At 51.9% G+C, this 19,794-nt stretch carries 16 protein-coding genes; 11 read left to right on the forward strand and 5 right to left on the reverse strand.

From position 1 onward, the window contains the following. Window positions 1–4: 4 nt before the first annotated feature. The 3 genes from rsxC to rsxA are packed head-to-tail and all read right to left on the reverse strand — an operon-like array spanning window position 5 to window position 2,630. Window positions 5–1,504 carry an electron transport complex subunit RsxC gene (gene rsxC, locus BCF53_RS14590; RefSeq protein ID WP_132702658.1) on the reverse strand — a complete coding sequence of 500 codons (1,500 nt, stop codon included), beginning with the start codon at window positions 1,502–1,504 and terminating at the stop codon, window positions 5–7. 9 nt (window positions 1,505–1,513) lie between these two features. Then, a complete protein-coding gene (locus tag BCF53_RS14595) occupies window positions 1,514–2,035 on the reverse strand; it encodes an RnfABCDGE type electron transport complex subunit B (protein WP_132702734.1) in 522 nt (173 codons plus the stop codon). Between the two features lie 16 nt (window positions 2,036–2,051). Beyond that, window positions 2,052–2,630 (reverse strand): electron transport complex subunit RsxA, encoded by a 579-nt coding sequence (rsxA, locus tag BCF53_RS14600; protein ID WP_132702660.1) that lies wholly within the window; start codon window positions 2,628–2,630, stop codon window positions 2,052–2,054. 341 nt (window positions 2,631–2,971) lie between these two features. On the opposite strand from rsxA, the gene nifL reads away from it, so the two are divergent. The 6 genes from nifL (at window position 2,972) to BCF53_RS14630 (ending at window position 10,032) form a co-directional block, all read left to right on the forward strand. Then, entirely contained in the window at window positions 2,972–4,525 is a 1,554-nt protein-coding gene (nifL, locus tag BCF53_RS14605) for a nitrogen fixation negative regulator NifL (protein WP_132702662.1), read from the forward strand. A gap of 3 nt (window positions 4,526–4,528) precedes the next feature. Continuing rightward, complete coding sequence (nifA, locus tag BCF53_RS14610; RefSeq protein WP_132702664.1) at window positions 4,529–6,118, forward strand: nif-specific transcriptional activator NifA; 1,590 nt, start codon at window positions 4,529–4,531, stop codon at window positions 6,116–6,118. Window positions 6,119–6,440: 322 nt separating this feature from the next. Then, window positions 6,441–7,718: a nitrogenase cofactor biosynthesis protein NifB gene (gene nifB / locus BCF53_RS14615; protein WP_132702666.1), complete on the forward strand. Its 1,278-nt coding sequence runs from the start codon at window positions 6,441–6,443 to the stop codon at window positions 7,716–7,718. After that, the gene (locus BCF53_RS14620; RefSeq protein ID WP_132702668.1) at window positions 7,718–7,996 is read left to right on the forward strand and encodes a 4Fe-4S binding protein; all 279 of its coding nucleotides are present in this window, start codon (window positions 7,718–7,720) and stop codon (window positions 7,994–7,996) included. The genes nifB and BCF53_RS14620 overlap by 1 nt, the downstream gene beginning before the upstream one ends. Next, the gene (locus BCF53_RS14625; protein ID WP_132702670.1) at window positions 7,993–8,631 is read left to right on the forward strand and encodes a nitrogen fixation protein NifQ; all 639 of its coding nucleotides are present in this window, start codon (window positions 7,993–7,995) and stop codon (window positions 8,629–8,631) included. Before BCF53_RS14620 ends, BCF53_RS14625 begins: the two co-directional genes overlap by 4 nt. Window positions 8,632–9,087: 456 nt before the next feature. Next, window positions 9,088–10,032, forward strand: a complete 945-nt coding sequence (locus BCF53_RS14630; RefSeq protein ID WP_243645843.1) for a LysR substrate-binding domain-containing protein — start codon at window positions 9,088–9,090, stop codon at window positions 10,030–10,032. A gap of 117 nt (window positions 10,033–10,149) precedes the next feature. Here the strand turns inward: BCF53_RS14630 and focA are convergent, their stop codons facing one another. Beyond that, window positions 10,150–11,715, reverse strand: coding sequence for a formate transporter FocA (gene focA, locus BCF53_RS14635; RefSeq protein ID WP_132702672.1), 1,566 nt, complete (start codon window positions 11,713–11,715; stop codon window positions 10,150–10,152). A 620-nt stretch (window positions 11,716–12,335) separates the two neighbouring features. Here focA and BCF53_RS14640 point away from each other — a divergent pair. From BCF53_RS14640 to BCF53_RS14650, 3 genes are all read left to right on the forward strand, one after another. Beyond that, window positions 12,336–13,715, forward strand: a complete 1,380-nt coding sequence (locus BCF53_RS14640) for a sodium-dependent transporter (RefSeq protein WP_132702674.1) — start codon at window positions 12,336–12,338, stop codon at window positions 13,713–13,715. Between the two features lie 269 nt (window positions 13,716–13,984). Then, window positions 13,985–14,764: a transporter substrate-binding domain-containing protein gene (locus BCF53_RS14645; protein WP_132702676.1), complete on the forward strand. Its 780-nt coding sequence runs from the start codon at window positions 13,985–13,987 to the stop codon at window positions 14,762–14,764. Window positions 14,765–14,797: 33 nt separating this feature from the next. Beyond that, window positions 14,798–15,607: an amino acid ABC transporter permease gene (locus BCF53_RS14650; protein ID WP_132702678.1), complete on the forward strand. Its 810-nt coding sequence runs from the start codon at window positions 14,798–14,800 to the stop codon at window positions 15,605–15,607. A 61-nt stretch (window positions 15,608–15,668) separates the two neighbouring features. Here BCF53_RS14650 and BCF53_RS14655 read toward each other — a convergent pair whose 3' ends face one another. Then, window positions 15,669–16,283, reverse strand: coding sequence for a LysE family translocator (locus BCF53_RS14655; protein WP_132702680.1), 615 nt, complete (start codon window positions 16,281–16,283; stop codon window positions 15,669–15,671). Between the two features lie 279 nt (window positions 16,284–16,562). Here BCF53_RS14655 and BCF53_RS14660 point away from each other — a divergent pair, with 279 nt between their 5' ends. Both BCF53_RS14660 and BCF53_RS14665 read left to right on the forward strand, forming a co-directional pair. Then, a complete protein-coding gene (locus BCF53_RS14660; RefSeq protein ID WP_132702682.1) occupies window positions 16,563–17,903 on the forward strand; it encodes a DEAD/DEAH box helicase in 1,341 nt (446 codons plus the stop codon). Between the two features lie 188 nt (window positions 17,904–18,091). Then, a complete protein-coding gene (locus tag BCF53_RS14665) occupies window positions 18,092–19,756 on the forward strand; it encodes a DUF342 domain-containing protein (protein ID WP_132702684.1) in 1,665 nt (554 codons plus the stop codon). Window positions 19,757–19,794: the final 38 nt, after the last annotated feature.

Raw genomic sequence — 19,794 nt, forward strand, 5'->3', positions numbered from 1 at the left:
GAGCTTACTCCCCTGCTGCCGCTTTAGCGGCGGCTTGTTTGGCTTTTTTCTCGGCAGCCTTCTTTTTGCGGGCCGCGGCCTTGGCTTCTTTTTCAGCCTGTTTGGCGGCGGCTTCGCGATCCAGCCGCTGCTTACGCGCATCGGTTAACTTGCGCGCCAGTGCAGACTTTTGCGCCATACTGCGCTGGGCATTAATTTGCCCGCGGGCATGAGAAAAATGCTGAACCAATGGGATACGGGACGGACAAACGTAAGAACAGGCGCCACACAACAGACAATTATTAAGGCCATAATCCTGTGCGCCTTCGTAGTCAGAAACCCGCGAGTGTGCGGCCATCTGGAACGGCATCAGCCCCATCGGGCAGGCAGATACACAGCGACCGCAGCGCAGGCAATCGTGGCTCTGGTCGTCGCGCACTTCCTGTTCATTCAGTGCTAACAAACCGCCAATGCTTTTATCAACCGGGGTATAGGGTGAAGGAATAACCTGCCCCATCATCGGGCCGCCCGCCACCAGGCGCTGCGCACTCATGGTTAAGCCGCCACAGGCTGTCAGCAGATCACTGACCGGTGTACCAATGGGCACTACCAGATTCTTCGGCTGCTCAATACCACCGCCAGAAACGGTAATAACACGTTCAATTAATGGGCGGTTGAAGCGCAGCGCATGATAGACCGCGCGCGCCGTTGCCACGTTGTGCACCAGAATACCGAGCGCAACACTGAGCTCACCGGGTGCAACCGTTTTACCAGTCACGGCTTTAATCAGGTGGCGCTCACTGCCCATCGGGTAAAGGCTGGGAACAACCTTCACAGAGATGTTTTCAATTTCTGAAGCCGCATGGCTAAGGGCTTCAATACTGCGGGGCTTGTTATCTTCCACCGCCACCAGCGCTTCTTTGGCGCCGATAGCACGCACCATCAGTTCAATGCCGGCGACGACCTCGGAGGCATGCTCCTGCATCAGGCGGTCATCACAGGTCAGGTACGGCTCACACTCACCACCGTTGATCAGCAGTGTGTGCACGCCCTTCTGCTTGGCCAGGCGCAGCTTCACACCAGACGGGAAGCCCGCACCACCGAGGCCTACAATGCCGGCATCGAGAATACGTTGAATCATTTCATCCTGACTCAGGGTATCCGGGTTGATCGGCGGGTAGTTTTCAGACCAGCTATTGTCTTCACTGCTCTTGATAATCAGCGTTTTAATCTTAATACCGGAGGGATGTGCACTGACATAGTCACGAATTTCCACCACGGTGCCGTTAACCGGCGAATGCAGCGGTACTGCCATATCGCTGGCACCTTTGGCAACCAGCTGACCTTTGCCGACATAATCGCCAACCTTCACCAGCGGCGTCAGCAGGGTGCCGTTGCGCTGCTGCAGGCCAAGAAAAATTCGTTTCGGCGTTGGCAGTTTTTCAATCTGGCTTTGTTCTGTGCGTTCTTTGTGCCCGGTGGGGTGAATACCGCCACGAAAGGGCTTAGCGAAAAGCGTTTGCATGAATATCTCCTACGCTACCTGAGGTTTTGGCCACTGCCAGGTATTTATCTGATCAAGTACCGGCACCATTTCCAGGCAACCCTGCGAGCAGGCTTTTTCACAAAGCCGGCAACCGGTGCAAACAGAACTCATAACGGTGTGCATCTGCCGGCTGGCACCGACGATGGCGTCAAACGGGCATGCCTTAAAGCAGCGGCCACAACCGGAACATTCATCTTCATTAATGAATGCGCGAACCGGAATGTCTTCACCCTCATCGGAAAGCTCCACACCCAGAAACGCCGCCATAGAACCGGCCAGTGCCTTACCACCCGGAGGACAGCAATTGGGAGCAAGCTCACCCTTCACCATTTTTTCAGCAGCCTGACGACAACCCGCTTCACCACACTGACCACACTGACCACCGGGCAACATGGCTTCAAGGTCATCCACGCGGGAATCGCCCTCTACCTTTAATGCCTTTTGTGCCCAGCCAAGAATGCAGCCGAGCGAGCCGCCCAATAAAAGAAAAACGAAAACTGAAATAATCATCTGCATGCTGTTCTCCTCAGGCGACGATGCCGGCAAAGCCCATAAACGCCATGGACATTAGACCCGCAGTTAGAAAGGCAATCGGTGCACCTTCAAACGATTCCGGCACCTTGGCCAACTTGAGACGCTGACGCAAACCGGCAAACAAAACGATAACCAGGGTGAAACCAAGCGCAGAGCCGAAGGCATAGAAAAGTGTTTGGCTGAAGCTCATCTGGTTCTGAATAACCAGCAGGGCCACACCCAATACCGCGCAGTTGGTGGTAATTAATGGCAGGAAGATACCCAACGACTGATACAGCACCGGCGACATTTTTTGAATAAGCATTTCCGTAAACTGCACCACAGCAGCAATGACTAAAATGAACGTCAGAATGCGCATCATGCCCAGGTTCAGCGGCACCAGAATGACCCGCTCAACAACCCAGGCAGATACCGCTGCCAGGCAAAGTACGAAGGTTGTGGCGATGCCCATCCCCAGCGCACTGTCTATTTTATTTGACACCCCCATGAAGGGGCACAAGCCTAAAAACTTTGCCAATACAACGTTATTCACAACAGCTGTACTAATAATAATGAGTAAATGCTCAATCATTTCTTGCAACTCCGCCTTGTAACTAAAGCGGTTATTGCATCCGTCATGCCAGTGCACCAGAAAAGACACAAAATAGTGCAACCTCCCTTTAACGGTGCGCATCTAAAGCGACCACGCGCCCCATAGAGCTAAACCTGCCGCACAAACTGAGCAAACAATCTCAAAAGCTTTGTTTTAAATTGTCACAAATCAAACAAACAATCGGCGCTAAAAATGATGCTTCGGTTTCGGGAATACATATTGCAAATACATGATTGTCAAAAAGCACCGCTTATGTTCCAGCCCGACTGATCAGGCATCGAAAAGACAAGCAGCGCTTTTCCTATTAAACAGGGGCAAAAATGATCGATCTTTTTCAAGAAGCAAAAACTCAACTGGAAACAATGGCGGCAGATAAAGCCCATGGTTTGTTTTCGCTGGAGCAAGTTAAGCAAATCGTTAACTCGGTTCCTATGGCAGTTTCGATTACCGACAACACCGGGACAATCCTCTATGTAAATGATTACTTCACTAAAATTACCGGCTACTCCACCAAAGAGCTGATCGGCCAGAACCACGCCATCATAAGTTATCGAATGACACCACAAATGGTGTATGAAGAGTTATGGAGTACCATCACCCGTGGCAAGCCCTGGTCTGGTCAGCTGCTTAATAAAAGAAAAAGCGGTGAAAGCTATTTAGCCGAAGTACAAATCTCCCCCTTACAAGGCAGCGACACCAGTGGCAAATACTATCTTGGTGTCCATCGCGACATCAGTAACCGGCATGCACTGGAAACAGCACAGAATAACAGTGAGCAACTGGTCAGCTCAGTGCTGAACAGCGTACCCACCGCCGTTGCGCTGCTGAATACTCGCGATGAAGTTATGCTTCATAACCGCGCTTATCAGATGCTGGAGGGTGATTTGCAGAAATCGCCGGCCATACTGGCCGTTCAGAAGATTAAAGAACAGTGCGAAATCAGCTCTATTCACACGGTACAAGCGGAAAGCCTGTTGAATAAAAGCATTCTGATCGATTTCGATCACTTCGGCCAAAAGCGATTCTTTGTGTGTCGAATTTCCGGCCTGGAGATGAAAGAAGAGAACATCGATAACTTCTTTGCGCCGGTCAAGAACCCGCACATTGTGTTGTCACTGACCGATATTACGCGTGAACAGAAACGCCTGGAGCAACAGCGGCTGGCAGAATTACAACGTTCAACCGTTGAATCTGAAATGATGCACGCCATGCAGGAAACCATGCATGCCGTGCTTCACCAGTTACAGGAGCCAGTCAACATGATCGAATCGGCCATTGGCCTGCTGAAGAACAACAGCTCCACCAACTCTGGCCTGCCGCCCATGAACATGGCGCTGGAAGCCGGTAAAAAAGCAGTACAGCAGCTGCGCGATGCCTTACCGGAGCGGCCCTACGAAGCGCGCCAGTCAGTCAATCTGAATCAATTGGTGCACGAAATAGCAGAGATGAGCAATGAAAGGCTGCTGAAGCGCTCCATCGATTTACGACTGTCACTCGTTACCACCCTGCCATCGATTACCGCCCAACCTTCGCGCCTGCGGGTGGCGATTAAACAGTTGCTCGATAACGCGATTGATGCCATCGATTACTCCAAAAGCAGCACCCGTGAAATTCTGATATCCACCGGTCAGGCAGAAAGCGAGATCGTTCTGAAAATTGAAGACTCCGGTCCGGGTATTAAAAAGTCGGAGGCAATAAAGGTGTTTCAGCCTTTTTATACAACCAAACCTATTTCGTCAGAGGGTTCTCGTGGCATAGGCCTGAGTATTGTGCAGCAGGTGATGAACGAGCACTGCGGAACCGTCCACTTCACTGAAAGCTCACTGGGGGGTAGCTGTGCCCACATGAGCTTGCCAAAAAGGCAGGAGGCATAATAAATGACAACGCAGGACTACCGTCATGAAACGATGGCTCAGCAACAGCTTTCTGCACTTTATGAAGTCAGCAGTATTTTGAGCAATAGCCTGGATTACTCTCAGGCAACGCGCTCAATACTCAAGGTGCTGCACGACCAGGCCATGCTCGAGTACCCGATGCTCACCATTCTTGATGAAAGCGGTGAGCAGCTGGAAGTCGACAGCGTGCATAACAACTCCGGCAACGATAAATCCCCCAAGGTTGCCTACAAAGCCGGCGAAGGTGTTGTCGGAATGGTGTTGAGCGAGGGGCAATCCATTGTGATCCCGATGATCTCGGAGGACTTCCGCTTTGCCGATAAGCTAGACCTGTACGACTGGGGCAAGCCCTTCATCGCCGTACCGGTCAAGAATGGCAGCGATGGCGTACTGGGTGTGCTGGCTGCGCAACCGGCGATAGCAAAGCCGGAGCTGTTGGCGCAATTCAATCGCTTTATGGAAATGTGCGCCAACCTGATTGGCCGCTCGGTAATGCTGGCGCGCAACATCAGCGAGCAGACAGAAAACCTGCAGCAGGAACGCGACCGCTTGCAGCGTAAGGTGCGCAGCAATTACGGGCTGGACAATATGGTCGGTCATTCACCGGCCATGCAACGCGTATTCGAGCAGATCCGCATGGTTTCCAAGTGGAGCAGTACCGTATTGATTCGTGGCGAATCAGGCACCGGTAAAGAGCTGATCGCCAACGCCATTCACTATAATTCACCCAGAGCTTCCAGCCCGTGCGTCAAGCTAAACTGCGCAGCGCTGCCGGATAACCTGCTGGAATCGGAGCTGTTCGGTCACGAAAAAGGCGCCTTTACCGGTGCCATCAAGCAGCGTAAAGGCCGCTTCGAACAGGCCGATGGTGGCACGCTGTTTCTGGATGAAATTGGTGAGATTTCGCCTGCGTTTCAGGCCAAGCTACTGCGGGTGCTGCAGGAAGGCGAGTTTGAACGTGTTGGCGGAACCCGCACTCAAACGGTCGATGTACGGATTATTGCCGCGACCAACCGCAACCTGGAAGATGAAGTGCAGCAAGGTCGTTTCCGTGAAGACCTTTACTACCGCTTAAACGTGATGCCTATCTTTCCGGCGCCGTTGCGCGAGCGCATTGAAGACCTGCCTGAGCTGACCGATTTTCTGCTGGGTAAAATTTCCAAGCAGCAAAGCCGCAAGCTGAGCATTACCGACAGCGCTATTCGTCACATGATGAATTTTGACTGGCCAGGAAATATTCGCCAGCTGGAAAACCTGCTGGAGCGCGCCTCGGTTATGAGTAGTGATGGCATTATCGATCAGGATTTAATTATTCTTGATGGCATTTCTATGCCGCAATCAGCACCAAGGCCGATTGCGACCCCATCGGCGGTCTCACCTGCGCCCGCGACGGTGGTGCCACCGGCCAACACAACGGCAATCAGTACGGATATGTCAGATCGCGAGCGGGTGATCGCCGCACTGGAACAGGCCGGTTGGGTGCAGGCCAAGGCCGCGCGTATTCTTAACATGACACCCCGGCAAATTGCTTACCGGATTCAAACGATGAACATTCGAATGAAGCAGATTTAAACCAATGAAACCTTGAAGAAGTTAAATTAAGCTCACGATTTACGACGTTAAAAAAATCGGCACTGAAAAATTAAAAGAATGTCATTTACTGGCATTCTTTTTTTTCGTTTCATGATCAGTTTTTTTAGCATTGATTTAAATTTAAAAGCCTTTCGGGTAATCAAAAACTTACTTCATTTGTTTGTCATAAAGCCAACAACAATCGTCGAAGGTTACAACAATAAACCGGCTTGCTGCGCTGCAGGCCCCGTATTTCGTAGCCTTAAAACTGGCTCGCGGTGTGCAATAGAACCCTGAGACTACAGAACATTCGGGACGACCAATGAATAATGACTTAGCACGTAAGCATTCCGAAATGCGTATGAAGGACCAACGGGTTCAGACACACCCCTGCTATTCAAAAGATGCACACAAGTATGCACGCATCCATTTACCGGTCGCGCCCGCCTGTAACATTCAATGTAATTACTGCAACCGCAAATTCGACTGCAGCAATGAAACGCGTCCGGGCGTTGTATCCAAATTACTTTCTCCGGCCGAAGCAGTTCATCGTTTTCAGGCTGTGAAAAAACGCATGCCGGAGTTAAAAGTTGTCGGCATTGCCGGCCCCGGTGATCCATTAGCCAACCCCAATGCCACGCTGGCAACCTTAAAGGGTGTTGCCGAGATCGATGACGATGTTCATCTGTGCGTTTCCACAAACGGTTTAAATTTACCGGAACAGGTAGACGCACTTGCCGGTGTTGGTGTGCACCACCTGACCATCACCATTAACTCGCTCAGTGCGAAAACAGCCAGCGAGCTTTATTCCTGGGCCTACTTTAATAACCAGCGTCTGCGCGGTATCGAAGCTGCCGAGGCACTGATTGAACAGCAGATGAAGGGGTTAAAACTGGCCAGCGAGGCGGGCATTCTGGTGAAGGTGAATACCGTACTGGTGCCGGGCATTAACGACGGCGAAAGTCTTTCTGCTCTGGCCAAAGAAATTCAATCACGCGGAGCATTGCTGCACAACGTGATGCCATTAATTTCTGACCCTGCACACGGCACCTTCTTCGGCCTGAACCATATTCCCGGCCCGGATAAAGAACAGCTTGAGGCCGCGCGCAAGGTTGCCGGTATGGATATGCAGCAAATGACGCACTGTCAGCAGTGTCGTGCCGATGCTGTAGGCAAGCTCGACAGCGATCAGAGCTGCGCCTCGAAAGAACTGGATTCCTCAGTCGCCACCGTGCGCATCGCAGTTGCCAGCTCCACCGGAGAACTGATTGATACCCACTTTGGTCACGCCAGCGAATTCAGAATTTTTGATGTATCCGAAAGCAGCCTGGCGCTGGTAGAGACACGCCAGGTCGAAAAATACTGCAGCGGCATGGAACATTGCGATGACCAGCCACTGGCCGGACACATCAAAGCATTGCACGATTGCCAGCAGGTATTGTGTGCACGCATTGGTATGGACCCGTGGCAATCTCTGGAAAATGCCGGCATTACACCCAGCGTTGAATTCGCCATGATGAACGTCACCGATACGCTGAAGGTTCTTGCACCCAAAGCCAGCAGCAGTTGCTCGGGTTCTGTCAACAAGGAGGCTTGCTGATGGCTCTTTCAATTACCAGCCTGTGCATTTCCTGTAGCGCCTGCAAGCTGGTCTGCCCGGAAAACGCCATTCGGGTCAGCGACAATCAATTCACCATCGTCGAGCACCGCTGTAATGAATGTTCAGAAGCGACCGGCACACCGCAGTGCGCAAGCATCTGCCCGGTCGAAAACGCCATTCTTGATGCTAACGGCATTTCACTTAACCCAACCGGCTCGCTCGCGCCTGTCACCTTTAATCAGGAGCGCATACTTGCTTTAAAAGGGGAAATTGCATGACTGCCTATTCAGTAACGCTTAGCCATTGCGAACAATTTCTGCACTCACTGGGTGCAGACAACCTGCCCAGGAAAAAGATCAGCGCGATGACATCGGAAAACCGCGCCTGCTTTGCCAAGGTGATACGCGCCCAGCTGCGCGGCCTGGCCAACCTGCCATACGGCTTGGGGCTCGATAGAGCGGTTTATCTGGAACTGCTGCAGGCGGTGGATATTGAACCACTGACGCTAATGGATGACCGCTGGCAAAACCGAATGTCAATGTCACAGAAGCAGCGCTCTGAAATCCTTAACAATCTGATAAACCTGCGAATGGCCGAACGAAACTCACTGGTCGAATTGCTGATCCAACACGCTAACGACCTGTCGCCCTATGCAACCCAGGCAGCCGTAGTCGTGGCTACAGCCTGCTTAAACCCGGCACACCTGTGGAAGACATTGGGTTTGGATTCGCGTGAAGAGCTAAAAATGTGGCTGACGCACAACTTCCCGACGCTCACAGCCATGAACACAGACAACATGCGCTGGAAGCGCTTCTTTTACCTGCAGTTGTGCAAGGGCGAAGGCGACTATGTTTGCATGGCCCCGACCTGTAATGAATGCACCAGCTACGAAGAGTGCTTTGTCACTGAGTAAGGTCAGCGATCCGCTTGCCGATCGTTGATAACACCTTTAAAAACGTTGTTAGAAAGACGGCCGGCGCTGACCCGGCCGGCCCACATAGAGAATACCTACCCCCACTGGCAGCAGCGCCATGATCAAGTTCACGACACGAAACACATGACGCCAGCTGAAACTGCCCACACCCCTGCTGCTAATTTTTTTAAGCCGCCTCTACTGAATGCACCCGTTTCAGGATGACTGCGCACAGCCTGGCTGTACCGGTGCTGGAAACCGGCTATCTGCCCCCCCTACTGCGCCAACACCGCCACTTGCAAGTAACAGCTCAAACTGAGCGACATTGATGCAAAGCATTCGGCAGTGAGTTACCCGACAACACGTTTGGACAAAGTTGTTCAAAATCATAGATATCAGAAAAATTGATACTATAATAAAAATCAAACTAACAAACTGATCTTAGCGGTACCCATCATGATGAAGTATTCACTTAAACAGCTTTCGGTATTCGATGCTGTGGCCAGCCTGGAAAGTGTCAGCGGCGCAGCGCGAAAACTATCGCTTACTCAGTCAGCGGTGAGCATGTCACTTTCGCAGCTGGAAAGCCTGCTTGGACGGCCACTGTTTATCCGCCAGGGTAACCGGCTGGTACTCAGTCACTGGGGTGAATGGCTCAGACCCCGTGCCAGACGGCTACTACAGGACGCCCAGCAGATTGAGCTCGGCCTGCATGATCATCATATCATCAGCGGTCGTTTTCAGATTGGCTCCAGCCAGACAGCCGGTCAACACCTGCTGCCCGACCTGATCACTAAAATTGATACTGACTTTCCACAGCTGCGAATAGATTTAAATGTCCGTAACACCAACAGCATTATTGAAGGTGTCATCAATTATGAATATCAGCTGGGTATTATTGAAGGTCGCTGCGATGACTCCCGCGTTCATCAGGAGCGCTGGATCGACGATTATCTGGTCATTGTTGCCGCACCAACCCATCCGTTTGCCCGCCATGCCGATGTCAGCCTGGCACAGCTGGAACAGGCCAAATGGGTGTTGCGGGAAAGCGGTGCCGGTACCCGCCGTATCTTCAACAGCGCGATTCATGGTCTGATCGACCACATCGACGTTTGGAAGGAGTTTGAGCAGGTTGCCATTCTTAAGGCAATGGCCATCAAAGGCCCCTACCTGACCTGCCTGCCCTATCTGGATGTAGAATGCGATGTTGAAAAGGGCAAGCTGGTGATTCTGCATACACCGCAGCTGAATATGGAGCGGTCATTGTCGTTTATCTGGCGCAACGATGAGGTGGAGAACCCACTGCGGGATTGCGTTCTTTCGGAGGCGCACCGCATGGCTAAACGGCGTGAGCGTGAAAAGAACCAGGTTGCCAATAAGATACCTGCGGTTAAGAAATAGCACGCCGCTAATGCCCGGTGTGATCCGGGTTACCTCCGGTAAAAACCCTGCCGTTCCATCGGCCAAAAAAAAGGGCCTGCACTGCAGACCCTTTTAGATTCAATTAACTTGATGCTATCAGGCTTTGCTCAGCTCCGAGCTGACCCGACGCACCGCCGCCGGCTCTGAGCCTTCTTCAGTAACCACGGAAGCTAGGTGCTTAATGATATCGATGCGGCGGATGACACCACACAGCGTATCCTGATGAACCACCGGATATACACTCGGACGCTGAGCGCGTGCAGTTTTCAGACGCTCTTCATAGCTTTGATAGACATTAGCGGTGATAAAGCCGGAATCATTTACCGGGAACAGCTTTTCACGGTCAACGGTCATGAATTCAATCAGGTCAACAATGGAATTTCCCGGTTCAACAGTTAACACATCTGTTTGCATGATATCGCGAATGCGCCAGTCTGATGCTGCAGAGAACTCTTCAGACCACAGGTAGCGCAGTACATCGTGCTCAGAAACCACACCCAGCAGGCGCTGTTGGGTATCGGCAACCGGTAACACTCGAACATCCTGCTCTGCCATGATGCGCAGTGTTTCCACCAGTGTCATATCTGGGCTCAGAACAATCGCGTTGGCAATCATCAGGTCTCGTACGGTAGCTTTCTTCATTGCAGTATTCATAATTTTTTTCTCTCCGGAAATTTCAGTATTGGTCGGTTGTGCGGTAATGGGTTGGTTAGAAACGAGTTTTAGTGCTGAGGTATGGGTTGTGACCGGGGCCACTGCGACCGGTGCGGCCGCCGCCGGTTTTTTATCGACCAGCCAGTAGCCGATGCCGACAAACAAGCCGCCACCCACAATGTTGCCCAGCGTCACGGGGATCAGGTTCTTGCTGATAAAGTTAGCGATGGTTAAGTCTGCAAATTCATGAGCCGATGAACCGAGGCTCGTAAAGAACTCAGGGCTTGCCAGCGCTTTGATGCTCAAACCAAGCGGCACCATAAACATGTTGGCGATGCTGTGTTCAAAGCCACTGGAAACAAACATCGCCACCGGCAGAATAAGCAGGAAGGTTTTCGCCATGACGTCTTTGGTGGCAAAGGTCATCCATACGCCCAGGCAGACCATTAGGTTACATAAAATGCCCAGTGAGAATGCCTGCAGCCAGGTGTGTTGCAGCTTGTGGTGAGCGATGTGTATGGCGTTCAGGCCCCAGGCACCGGCGTCCAGGTCAAACATTTTGCCCCCGGTAACCAGGGCCAGCATGAGCATGGCGCCAACAAAGTTACCTGCATAGACTCGAGCCCAGCAGCCCAGCATCTGCCCGGTGCTGATGCGCTGCTGCGCCCAGGCAATGGAGGTTAAAACGGTACTGGTAAACAGCTCGCCACCGGCAATGACCACCAGGATAAGCCCCAGGCTGAATGCAATACCGCCGGTCAGGCGTACCAGCCCCCAAGAGGCTTCGTGTCCGGCACCCGTGGTAACGGTGATATAAAAGACAAAGGCGATCGCGATAAAAGCACCGGCAAATACAGCCAGACCAAAAGACTGAGCAAACGATTTTTCAGCTTTGGCTTTACCGTAGTCGCCCGCCTCTTCAGTAAGAGACTTCTTAACAGGCTTAGGCACTTCAACGGGTGGCATGCCAGTAAAGCGTCTGACAACTGTAGGCTGTGCACTGTTCATAGCACGCTCCCGTTATTGGTAACAGTTGCCTCACCCTGAGACTGGGGTAACAGCATAGGTTTCTCCTTAAAATAATTCGGTGTAACGCCGTAGCGCCAACTAACCTTAGCGCCCCGACAAAAATAAAAAAAATTGATAATTTTTAGGGTAGGTATCAATAAGCATTATTTTAAGGAGTGCACGGAAGCGAAGCAGCAGACCAACAAGGCACACACAACCCAGGGCCAGCTACCGCCAACCACCAGCGGAATAGCCTTGTGGTAGCTACGCGGGCAGGCAAAGGCACCGAAAACACAGGGCTTCCGGCCGGTTCAAGGAAAACGGGAGAATGACTAAGGCGTCAACACAGCGGGCCATGGCCACTTAAATAAAATTGATACTGAGTTTCAAAGGCAGCGCAGCCCGGAACGACAAGACAGAGAGCTCAGAGTAGCGGTGCAGGATGAGCAGCTGCCAACCCGATAGTTATCAAATCTGCAATGAATTAACAGAATCTATACAAAAAGCCTTTTAGTTGACCTCTGAGTCAATGACTAACCCTATTAGAACCAGTAAAATTCGCGGCCTTTTTTTAACCACAAACCCATAACTCATAATAATTATTGCTTTACGGAGTCAAAATGACGCAACAAACCACCTCTCGCGATGGTTTTTCCAGTCGCTTAGGTATTATCGCTGCAGCCGCAGGTTCTGCTATCGGCTTAGGTAACATCTGGAAATTCCCTTACATCACCGGTGAATACGGTGGCGCTGCCTTCATTCTTATGTATTTAGGCTGTATTGCACTGATCGGTCTGCCGGTCATGCTGTCTGAATTTGTTATCGGCCGGCGCGCACAAACCAACGCTTTTGGCGCATTCAAAAAAGAAGCTCCGGGCACACCATGGTTTCTGACCGGCATTATGGGCATTATCACGGCCTTTATTATTCTCTCGTTCTACGGTGTTGTTGCCGGCTGGACACTGCATTACATCTTCCTGGCTATCACCAACAGCTTTGCCGGTGCATCTGCCGATGAGCTTGGTGGTACCTTCGTCAGCTTTATCTCCAGCCCGGGCATGCCGGTCTTCTGGCAAGGCGTATTCATGGCACTGACCGTGGGCGTTGTATTGGGTGGTGTTAAAAACGGTATTGAGCGCTATTCAAAAATATTGATGCCTCTGCTTCTGGTGATGCTGATCATCCTGGCATTCCGTGCCATGACGGTGAAAGGTGCTGCAGAGGGCATTGCCTTCCTGTTTAAGCCAGATTTCAGCAAGCTGACCATGGAAGCACTGATGGCAGCACTGGGCCATGCCTTCTTCAGCTTGTCGCTGGGTATGGGCGCCATGATGACCTACGGCTCTTATATTGGTAAGCAAGAAAACCTGGGCAAAACGGCCGTTCAGGTGTGTATTGCCGATACCGCCATTGCTCTGATTGCCGGCCTGGCGATCTTCCCTGCCGTTTTTGCATTCGGCATTGAGCCATCTGCCGGCCCTGGTCTGGTATTCATTACCCTGCCAAACGTATTTGCGCAAATGGCTTTCGGCCAGCTGTTCGCCGTTATCTTCTTCGTTCTGTTAGCCGTTGCGGCGTTGACCTCAGCCATCTCCCTGATGGAGGTTGTGGTTGCCTACTTCGATGAAGAGTTTGGCTGGAAACGTTCAACCTCGACCATCAGTGTTGCTGTTTCCATGACCTTTACCGGCGCGATTCTGTCTCAGGGCAACGGTGCCTGGAGTGGCTTTGAACTGCCGTTCCTGCTGGGCGGCGAAGTCATTACCATGAACATCTTCGATTGGTTCATTACCCTGACCGACCAGTTATTACCGCTGGGTGGCCTGTTGGTTGCGCTGTTTATCGGCTGGCAGCTGGACAGAAACGAAATCGAAGACGAGCTGACAAACCACGGCAAGCTCAAGCTGGCTTACCTGGGTGCGTATCGGATTGTGATCAAGTTTATTGCGCCGTTGCTGATCGCGATTGTGTTCCTATCTGCCATCTTCGGAATTGTCTAAGACACTCCGATAGCGACAGAGAGACCTTCCAAGCCCTGGCATTGCCGGGGCTTTTTATTGCCTGCCCACTGCATAAAAGCGCCTCTTCAGCCACGGCAAGTCCGAGCCAGTAACAGCCCTGCAGCCTCAGGGCAATCGCGTCGGTCAATGGAATTGGGGGCAGCACCGTGCCTTTGAATGAGCATACAATTTTACCTACCGCGGTATATTTTTTGATAAACTCCGCCCGCTTTGCAATCTTACCGCCCAACCCACTAAGGAAAAGAGCCATGCGTAAACTATTCACGGCCTGTTTTTGCGCCCTCGCTTCAACATTCGCACTCGCTGCCGACTTGCCCGACCTGCAAGGGCGAGAGGTTTATGCCGTTACCGAAAACGCCTACACACCGCTGAACTTTGTAGACCCGAAAACCGGCGAAGGCATCGGCTGGGAATACGACGCAATGAACGAGATCGGCCGTCGCCTGAATATGCGCATTAAGTGGAACCTGAGCAGCTGGGACACCATGATTCAAGCTGTGCACACCAGCCAGTACGACATCGGTATGGATGGCATCACGATTAATGATGAACGAAAAAAGAAAGTTGATTTCTCCGATGCCTACATGATCTCCCAACAATTCATGCTGGTGCGTGCCGATGAAACACGCTTCAGCAATGCCGAGAGCTTTGCGGCCAACAGCGACCTTCTGGCCGGTGCTCAACCGGGTACGACTAACTTCTATGTTGCCGTTTACGATGTACTGGACGGAGACGAAGCAAACCCGCGTATCAAATTATTTGAAACCTTTGGGGCATCGGTGCAGGCACTGAAGACTGGCGATGTCGATACCGTGCTGATGGATAACACCTCTGCTCAGGGCTACATAGGTGCCAACCCAGGTGCTTTTAAAGTCATTGGTGATGCTTTGGGCACTGAAGAGTTTGGCTTCATTCTTACGCCCGGCTCAGACTTAACAGCGCCGATTAACGCCGCGTTACAGTCAATGCAGGAAGACGGCACCCTGGAACAACTGAACCAGAAGTGGTTCTTTGAATACAATCAATAAGTCGCCTTCAGGTGGCTCTGCCACCTGCACTCTATGATTAAAAAACCATTAAAAAAGCTTTCCGACACACCCTGGTGGCTGTTGGCCGCCAGCGTTCTTGCCATCGTTTTTGTCTGGCAACTGTTCACTGACGACAGCTATAAAGTCATCGTGAATGCGCTTTCCAGGGGTATTGGTACAACGATATTCGTTTCATTGCTGGCGTTTATTCTGGCCACCCTGCTCGGCCTGCTGGTCGCGCTGATGAAGGGCTCGGAAATTCGGCTGGTACGGGAAATCGCCACCTTTTATATCGAAATAGTTCGTGGCATTCCCATGCTGGTGCTGCTGTTTTACATCGCCTTTGTTGGAGCACCGCAACTGGTGGCGGTGTTCAACTGGCTGTGTACCTACCCGATTAAATGGCAGTGGTTTGATGCCATGACCATTCGCGATTTCAACTTCACGGCGCGCGCTATTTTCGCGCTGACGATAGGCTACAGCGCCTTCATTGCCGAGGTGTTTCGCGCCGGCATCGAAGCGGTTGCCAAGGGACAGACGGAAGCCGCTCAATCGCTGGGCCTGAGCCGAATGCAAACCTTCCGGTTAGTTGTGTGGCCACAGGCGTTGCGCACCATCCTTCCGCCGCTGGGTAACGATTTTGTGTCGATGATAAAAGATTCAGCATTGGTCAGCGCACTGGGTGTGCAGGATATAACCCAGCTCGGCAAAATCTATTCTTCCTCAACCTTTATGTTCTTTGAAACCTACAATGTGGTGGCGTTTTTATACCTGGTGCTCACTATCCTGCTGTCACTGGCCGTGAAATGGCTGGAGTACTCCTTTAAAAAGCAGACGCGATAGCCCTTTAAACGCTGCCGAAGCCCAGGCGTAACATCATTCGAAGCCGGGGTTGTCCGGCTTATCACCGGCCTAAGGCCAGCGCCGTACCAAACGCAACGAAGATGCCACCGGTAACCCGATGAAACCATTTCTGAACCTTCTCAGAGCTGATTTTATCGGCCACCCGGGCCGCCAACGCTGCATATAAAGCCAGAACGACAAATGACGCCCCTGCCGAAACCAGGCTGAGCACCACAAATTGCACCACCACCGGCTGCGCCGTGTCGACAAACTGCGGCAACAGCGCGGTCGCAAAGGCAATCGCCTTGGGGTTGCTCATGCCGACAAAGTACGACTCACGGAATACCTCGAACGATGAAACCTCTTCTCTCAGCACATCGCCAGACATTCTCATCTTACCGCCTTTATTCATGAGTGCTTTGATGCCGAGGTAAACCAGATAAAGGCCGCCAAGCACCTTCATAACGGTAAAGATCAATACCGAGGAGAGAATGATGGCCCCCAGGCCAACCGCGGAAATGCAGTAGAGCGTTAGCAGCGCCGTACAATTGCCCAGAATGCCTTTCAGTGCCCGCCAGTAACCGAACTGAACGGCATTTTTAATTGCCGTAAAAACCGCTGGCCCCGGCAACAGCGACGCCGTTGAGGTAATCAGTAAAAACAGAAGAATTTCCATGCTGTGTCCTTAAGGCTGTACACCGACTGCAGCCTTCAACATTAACGCCATTTGAACGGAAAGTCTGCTGCTGCAGGGCCTTTGTCGTTCATTTAACAGGCTAAACCACACGCCTCGCGCGTTAATCAGGCGCTTTTGGCGAACATCCGGTGCGATTAAAATAGTGTTAACAGGCGCTCAGCAAATAAAGCGGCCTTGAGTACGGTTTAGCACTCCATTATCGGGCAATTCTGCTACACTGCGCGCAAAATTCGAACACCCACCCCGAGGTTACTTTTTTTGTTCTCATCATCCAACTTACACCCCAAACTGGTGCAGGCCATTGAATCGTTGAACTGGCTTGAACCGACCGAAGTTCAGCAGCAAAGCCTGCCTTTGGCACTGGAAGGCAAAGATCTGCTGATTCATGCAGAAACCGGCAGCGGCAAGACCGGCGCTTACCTGATTCCGGTGCTGCACAAGATCATGTCTGAAGCCAAACCCAAATCCGGTACCCGGGCACTGGTGATGGTACCGACCCGCGAACTGGCACAACAGGCAAAAAAAGACTGTGATTCTCTGACTCAGTTTTCGGGTGTTAAATCGGTCATTATCCGTGGTGGGCAGGAGTTTCAGTATCAGGCCTCACTGCTACGCCGCAATCCGGAAATCGTTATCGCAACACCAGGCCGGATGACTGAGCACCTGAACAGCAAAACCGCAGATCTTTCCGATGTTGAGTTCGTCATCCTCGATGAATGCGACCGCATGCTGGACATGGGCTTCCGCGATGAAGTGCTGGCCATTACCAACCACTGCACCAGCAAACACCAGAGCCTGTTGCTTTCGGCCACTCTGCGTCACAAGGGTGTCACCGCCATTGCCAGCTCGCTGCTGACAGACCCACAACTGGTGAAAATCAAAACCGAGCAGCTGCAGTCGAACATCACTCAACAGGTGATTCTGACCGACGACGACAAGCACAAAGAAAAGCTGGTGCTTTGGCTGCTTAGTAACGAAACCTTTGAAAAGGCGATTGTGTTCACCAAAACCCGCGCCAGCGCTCAGCAACTGAACAACGTGCTGCGCTACCACAAGCTGCGCACAGCCAGCCTGCATGGTGAAATTGCTCAGGATGAACGCAACAAGGTTATGGCCAAATTCCGTGAAGGCGCTGTGAATGTCATTGTAGCCACCGACCTGGCCGCCCGCGGCCTGGATGTTGACGGTGTTGATCTGGTCATCAACTTCGATATGGCACAGAGCGGAGACGAGCACGTTCACCGCGTAGGCCGCACTGGCCGTGCAGGGCAAACCGGCTTGGCGATCAGCCTGATTAACTCCTTCGATTACTCGCTGATGTCGAGTATTGAGCGCTACCTGAAGCTCCACTTTGAGCGCCGGGTAATCGATTCACTGAAGGCAAAATACAGCGGCCCGAAAAACCTGAAGGCCAATGGCAAGCCGGCGGGCACCAAACGTAAGAAGTCTGCTAAAGAATCCACCAAGAAGAAGATTCCGAAGCATGCATCCCGCAAGCGCAAGGATATTGGTAAGCGCCGGGCGCCGGTAAATCAGCCAACCGATGGCGGCTTTACCCCGATCAAAAAGAAAAAAACCACCCTGCCAGACACTGAATAATCGCAATGGCCTGCCTCTGGCAGGCCTTTTCAGTTTCAGCACAGAAGTTATCGAGTTTCCAAATTCCCTGCCGATACCATTCTTAACGACGCCAATCGCCGCGCAATCGGGCTTAACTGCCTGATATCACTGGCGAATGTCCCTGCAATAGTCTTAGCTTAATTTAATACTGATAGACATTTTCGAGAATGCCAAATAGCCAGCGAACCGAACTAATTTCAGCCAACAGCAGCATCAAACTCGCAACAGAAGATAACCTCGGAGTTGCCAGTGCCTTGCTTTCAAAATCCAGCTCACCGGTTGAGCTGTCCTATGAGCTGCTGCAGAACCTTGTCGAAGCCGAAGGCTACGGCAGCTGGAAGCCTGTGCCCGGTGCTCTAGAAGACATTATCAGGGCGTTTGAAGCAGAAGAAGAAACCTCTATTGTTTTCGCCACACGTGTTGATGCCACCTGGGAGTTCACCGTATCGCCCGATCATATGGTTGTCGAAATTGACGCCCAGCCGGCCATGGGTGGCATTGCGCTGAATGCAAAGCTGCTGGAAACCGAGCTGCTGGCACTCAATATTGAACCGAAGAGGATTAACCGCAGAGCATTAAAGAAGCTGGAAAGTATCAGCGAGCGGACAATCACCATTGTCGCCGCGGGTAAGCCGCCCAAAACCGGGGAGGCGACCTCTTTCGAACCATTGATTTCAGATATCGACGAAACCTACGAGCCGAAAGAAGATGACACCGGCCGCATCGACTTTTTATCCGGCAGAACCTACACCACCATCGCCGCCGGCACCCCCTTAATGAAGCGCACCCCTCCCGGCAAAGGCAAGATCGGCATGGATATCTATGGGCAGCTGATCCCCTCTGAAATCGGTGAGGATATCCCCTTCGCTAGCGACATGCCCGGCACCGAGGTTTCTGCAGCCGACCCAAACATACTCATTGCCAGCGTGTCCGGCCACCCTATCCTGTTTGAAGACGGTGCCAGGGTGGATCAGACTCTGAAATTCAAAGAAGTCGGTTTGAATACCGGCCATATTACCTTTGATGGCTCGCTGGAGATCAGCGGCGATGTCCGTACCGATATTCGAATCAATGTCACCGGTGATGTTTTTGTGAAGGGTGTGGTTGAACGTGCAACCATCAAGGCGGGGCACAACATCCACATTGCTGGCGGTGCGCTGGGCGACATCAACCTCAATACTCAGGAAGAAAACTACTCTGAGTGCCGCCTGATCGCCTATGGCTCTATCAGTGTCCGCTACGCCAACCTGGCAAAAATTCAGGCACAAAAAGACATCTCTATTCGCGAGTATGCGTTCAACTCCCAGCTGCGTGCCGGCTCTCATATCTTACTTGGCCAAAGTGGCGGCAAGGGTAATCTGGTGGGTGGCAGCGCAATCGCAGGGCATGCTATTAATGCAAAAATTCTTGGCAGCAAGGCCTATCTACATACCCGCCTAAGAGTTGGGGCCTCACGGGAAGAACTTCAGCATGTGCTCAATTTAAAACAGTTACACGCTAAGCGCGTCGAAAAAGCCAAAAAGCTGAAGGGCATACTGCTTGAGCTTAAAGAAAAAATCGAAAGAGATACGGCCGACGATGAAGAGCACTACCGCGCACGAAAGATTCACGGCACCCTGATTCAAATTAAAGAAGACCTGGATGACATCGAGGAGCGCATCAGCACTATCGACTTCGCAACCTTCAAAGACGATGCACCCAATATAGCGGCCACCCTTAAATGCTATCCGAACTGCTACATCACGATTAATGGCGCAGTCTATAAATCAGAAAGGGAGCACCGGGCCATTTCTTTCGTAAAAGAGCAGGGCCGGATTACTGCGAAGAAATAAGGCAGCGGTTAACGCTGCCCCAGGTTGTCGATAACCCC

The sequence above is a fragment of the Reinekea marinisedimentorum genome, assembly GCF_004341165.1.
Classification (GTDB): domain Bacteria; phylum Pseudomonadota; class Gammaproteobacteria; order Pseudomonadales; family Natronospirillaceae; genus Reinekea; species Reinekea marinisedimentorum.

Coding starts and splice junctions, on each gene's coding strand:
- focA (WP_132702672.1), bottom strand. CDS start 11,715: ATGAACAGTGCACAGCCTACAGTTGTCAGACGCTTTACTGGCATGCCA.
- BCF53_RS14655 (WP_132702680.1), bottom strand. CDS start 16,283: ATGGAAATTCTTCTGTTTTTACTGATTACCTCAACGGCGTCGCTGTTG.
- BCF53_RS14640 (WP_132702674.1), top strand. CDS start 12,336: ATGACGCAACAAACCACCTCTCGCGATGGTTTTTCCAGTCGCTTAGGT.
- BCF53_RS14645 (WP_132702676.1), top strand. CDS start 13,985: ATGCGTAAACTATTCACGGCCTGTTTTTGCGCCCTCGCTTCAACATTC.
- nifA (WP_132702664.1), top strand. CDS start 4,529: ATGACAACGCAGGACTACCGTCATGAAACGATGGCTCAGCAACAGCTT.
- BCF53_RS14665 (WP_132702684.1), top strand. CDS start 18,092: ATGCCAAATAGCCAGCGAACCGAACTAATTTCAGCCAACAGCAGCATC.
- BCF53_RS14630 (WP_243645843.1), top strand. CDS start 9,088: ATGATGAAGTATTCACTTAAACAGCTTTCGGTATTCGATGCTGTGGCC.
- nifL (WP_132702662.1), top strand. CDS start 2,972: ATGATCGATCTTTTTCAAGAAGCAAAAACTCAACTGGAAACAATGGCG.
- rsxC (WP_132702658.1), bottom strand. CDS start 1,504: ATGCAAACGCTTTTCGCTAAGCCCTTTCGTGGCGGTATTCACCCCACC.
- BCF53_RS14620 (WP_132702668.1), top strand. CDS start 7,718: ATGGCTCTTTCAATTACCAGCCTGTGCATTTCCTGTAGCGCCTGCAAG.
- BCF53_RS14595 (WP_132702734.1), bottom strand. CDS start 2,035: ATGATTATTTCAGTTTTCGTTTTTCTTTTATTGGGCGGCTCGCTCGGC.
- rsxA (WP_132702660.1), bottom strand. CDS start 2,630: ATGATTGAGCATTTACTCATTATTATTAGTACAGCTGTTGTGAATAAC.
- BCF53_RS14625 (WP_132702670.1), top strand. CDS start 7,993: ATGACTGCCTATTCAGTAACGCTTAGCCATTGCGAACAATTTCTGCAC.
- nifB (WP_132702666.1), top strand. CDS start 6,441: ATGAATAATGACTTAGCACGTAAGCATTCCGAAATGCGTATGAAGGAC.
- BCF53_RS14650 (WP_132702678.1), top strand. CDS start 14,798: ATGATTAAAAAACCATTAAAAAAGCTTTCCGACACACCCTGGTGGCTG.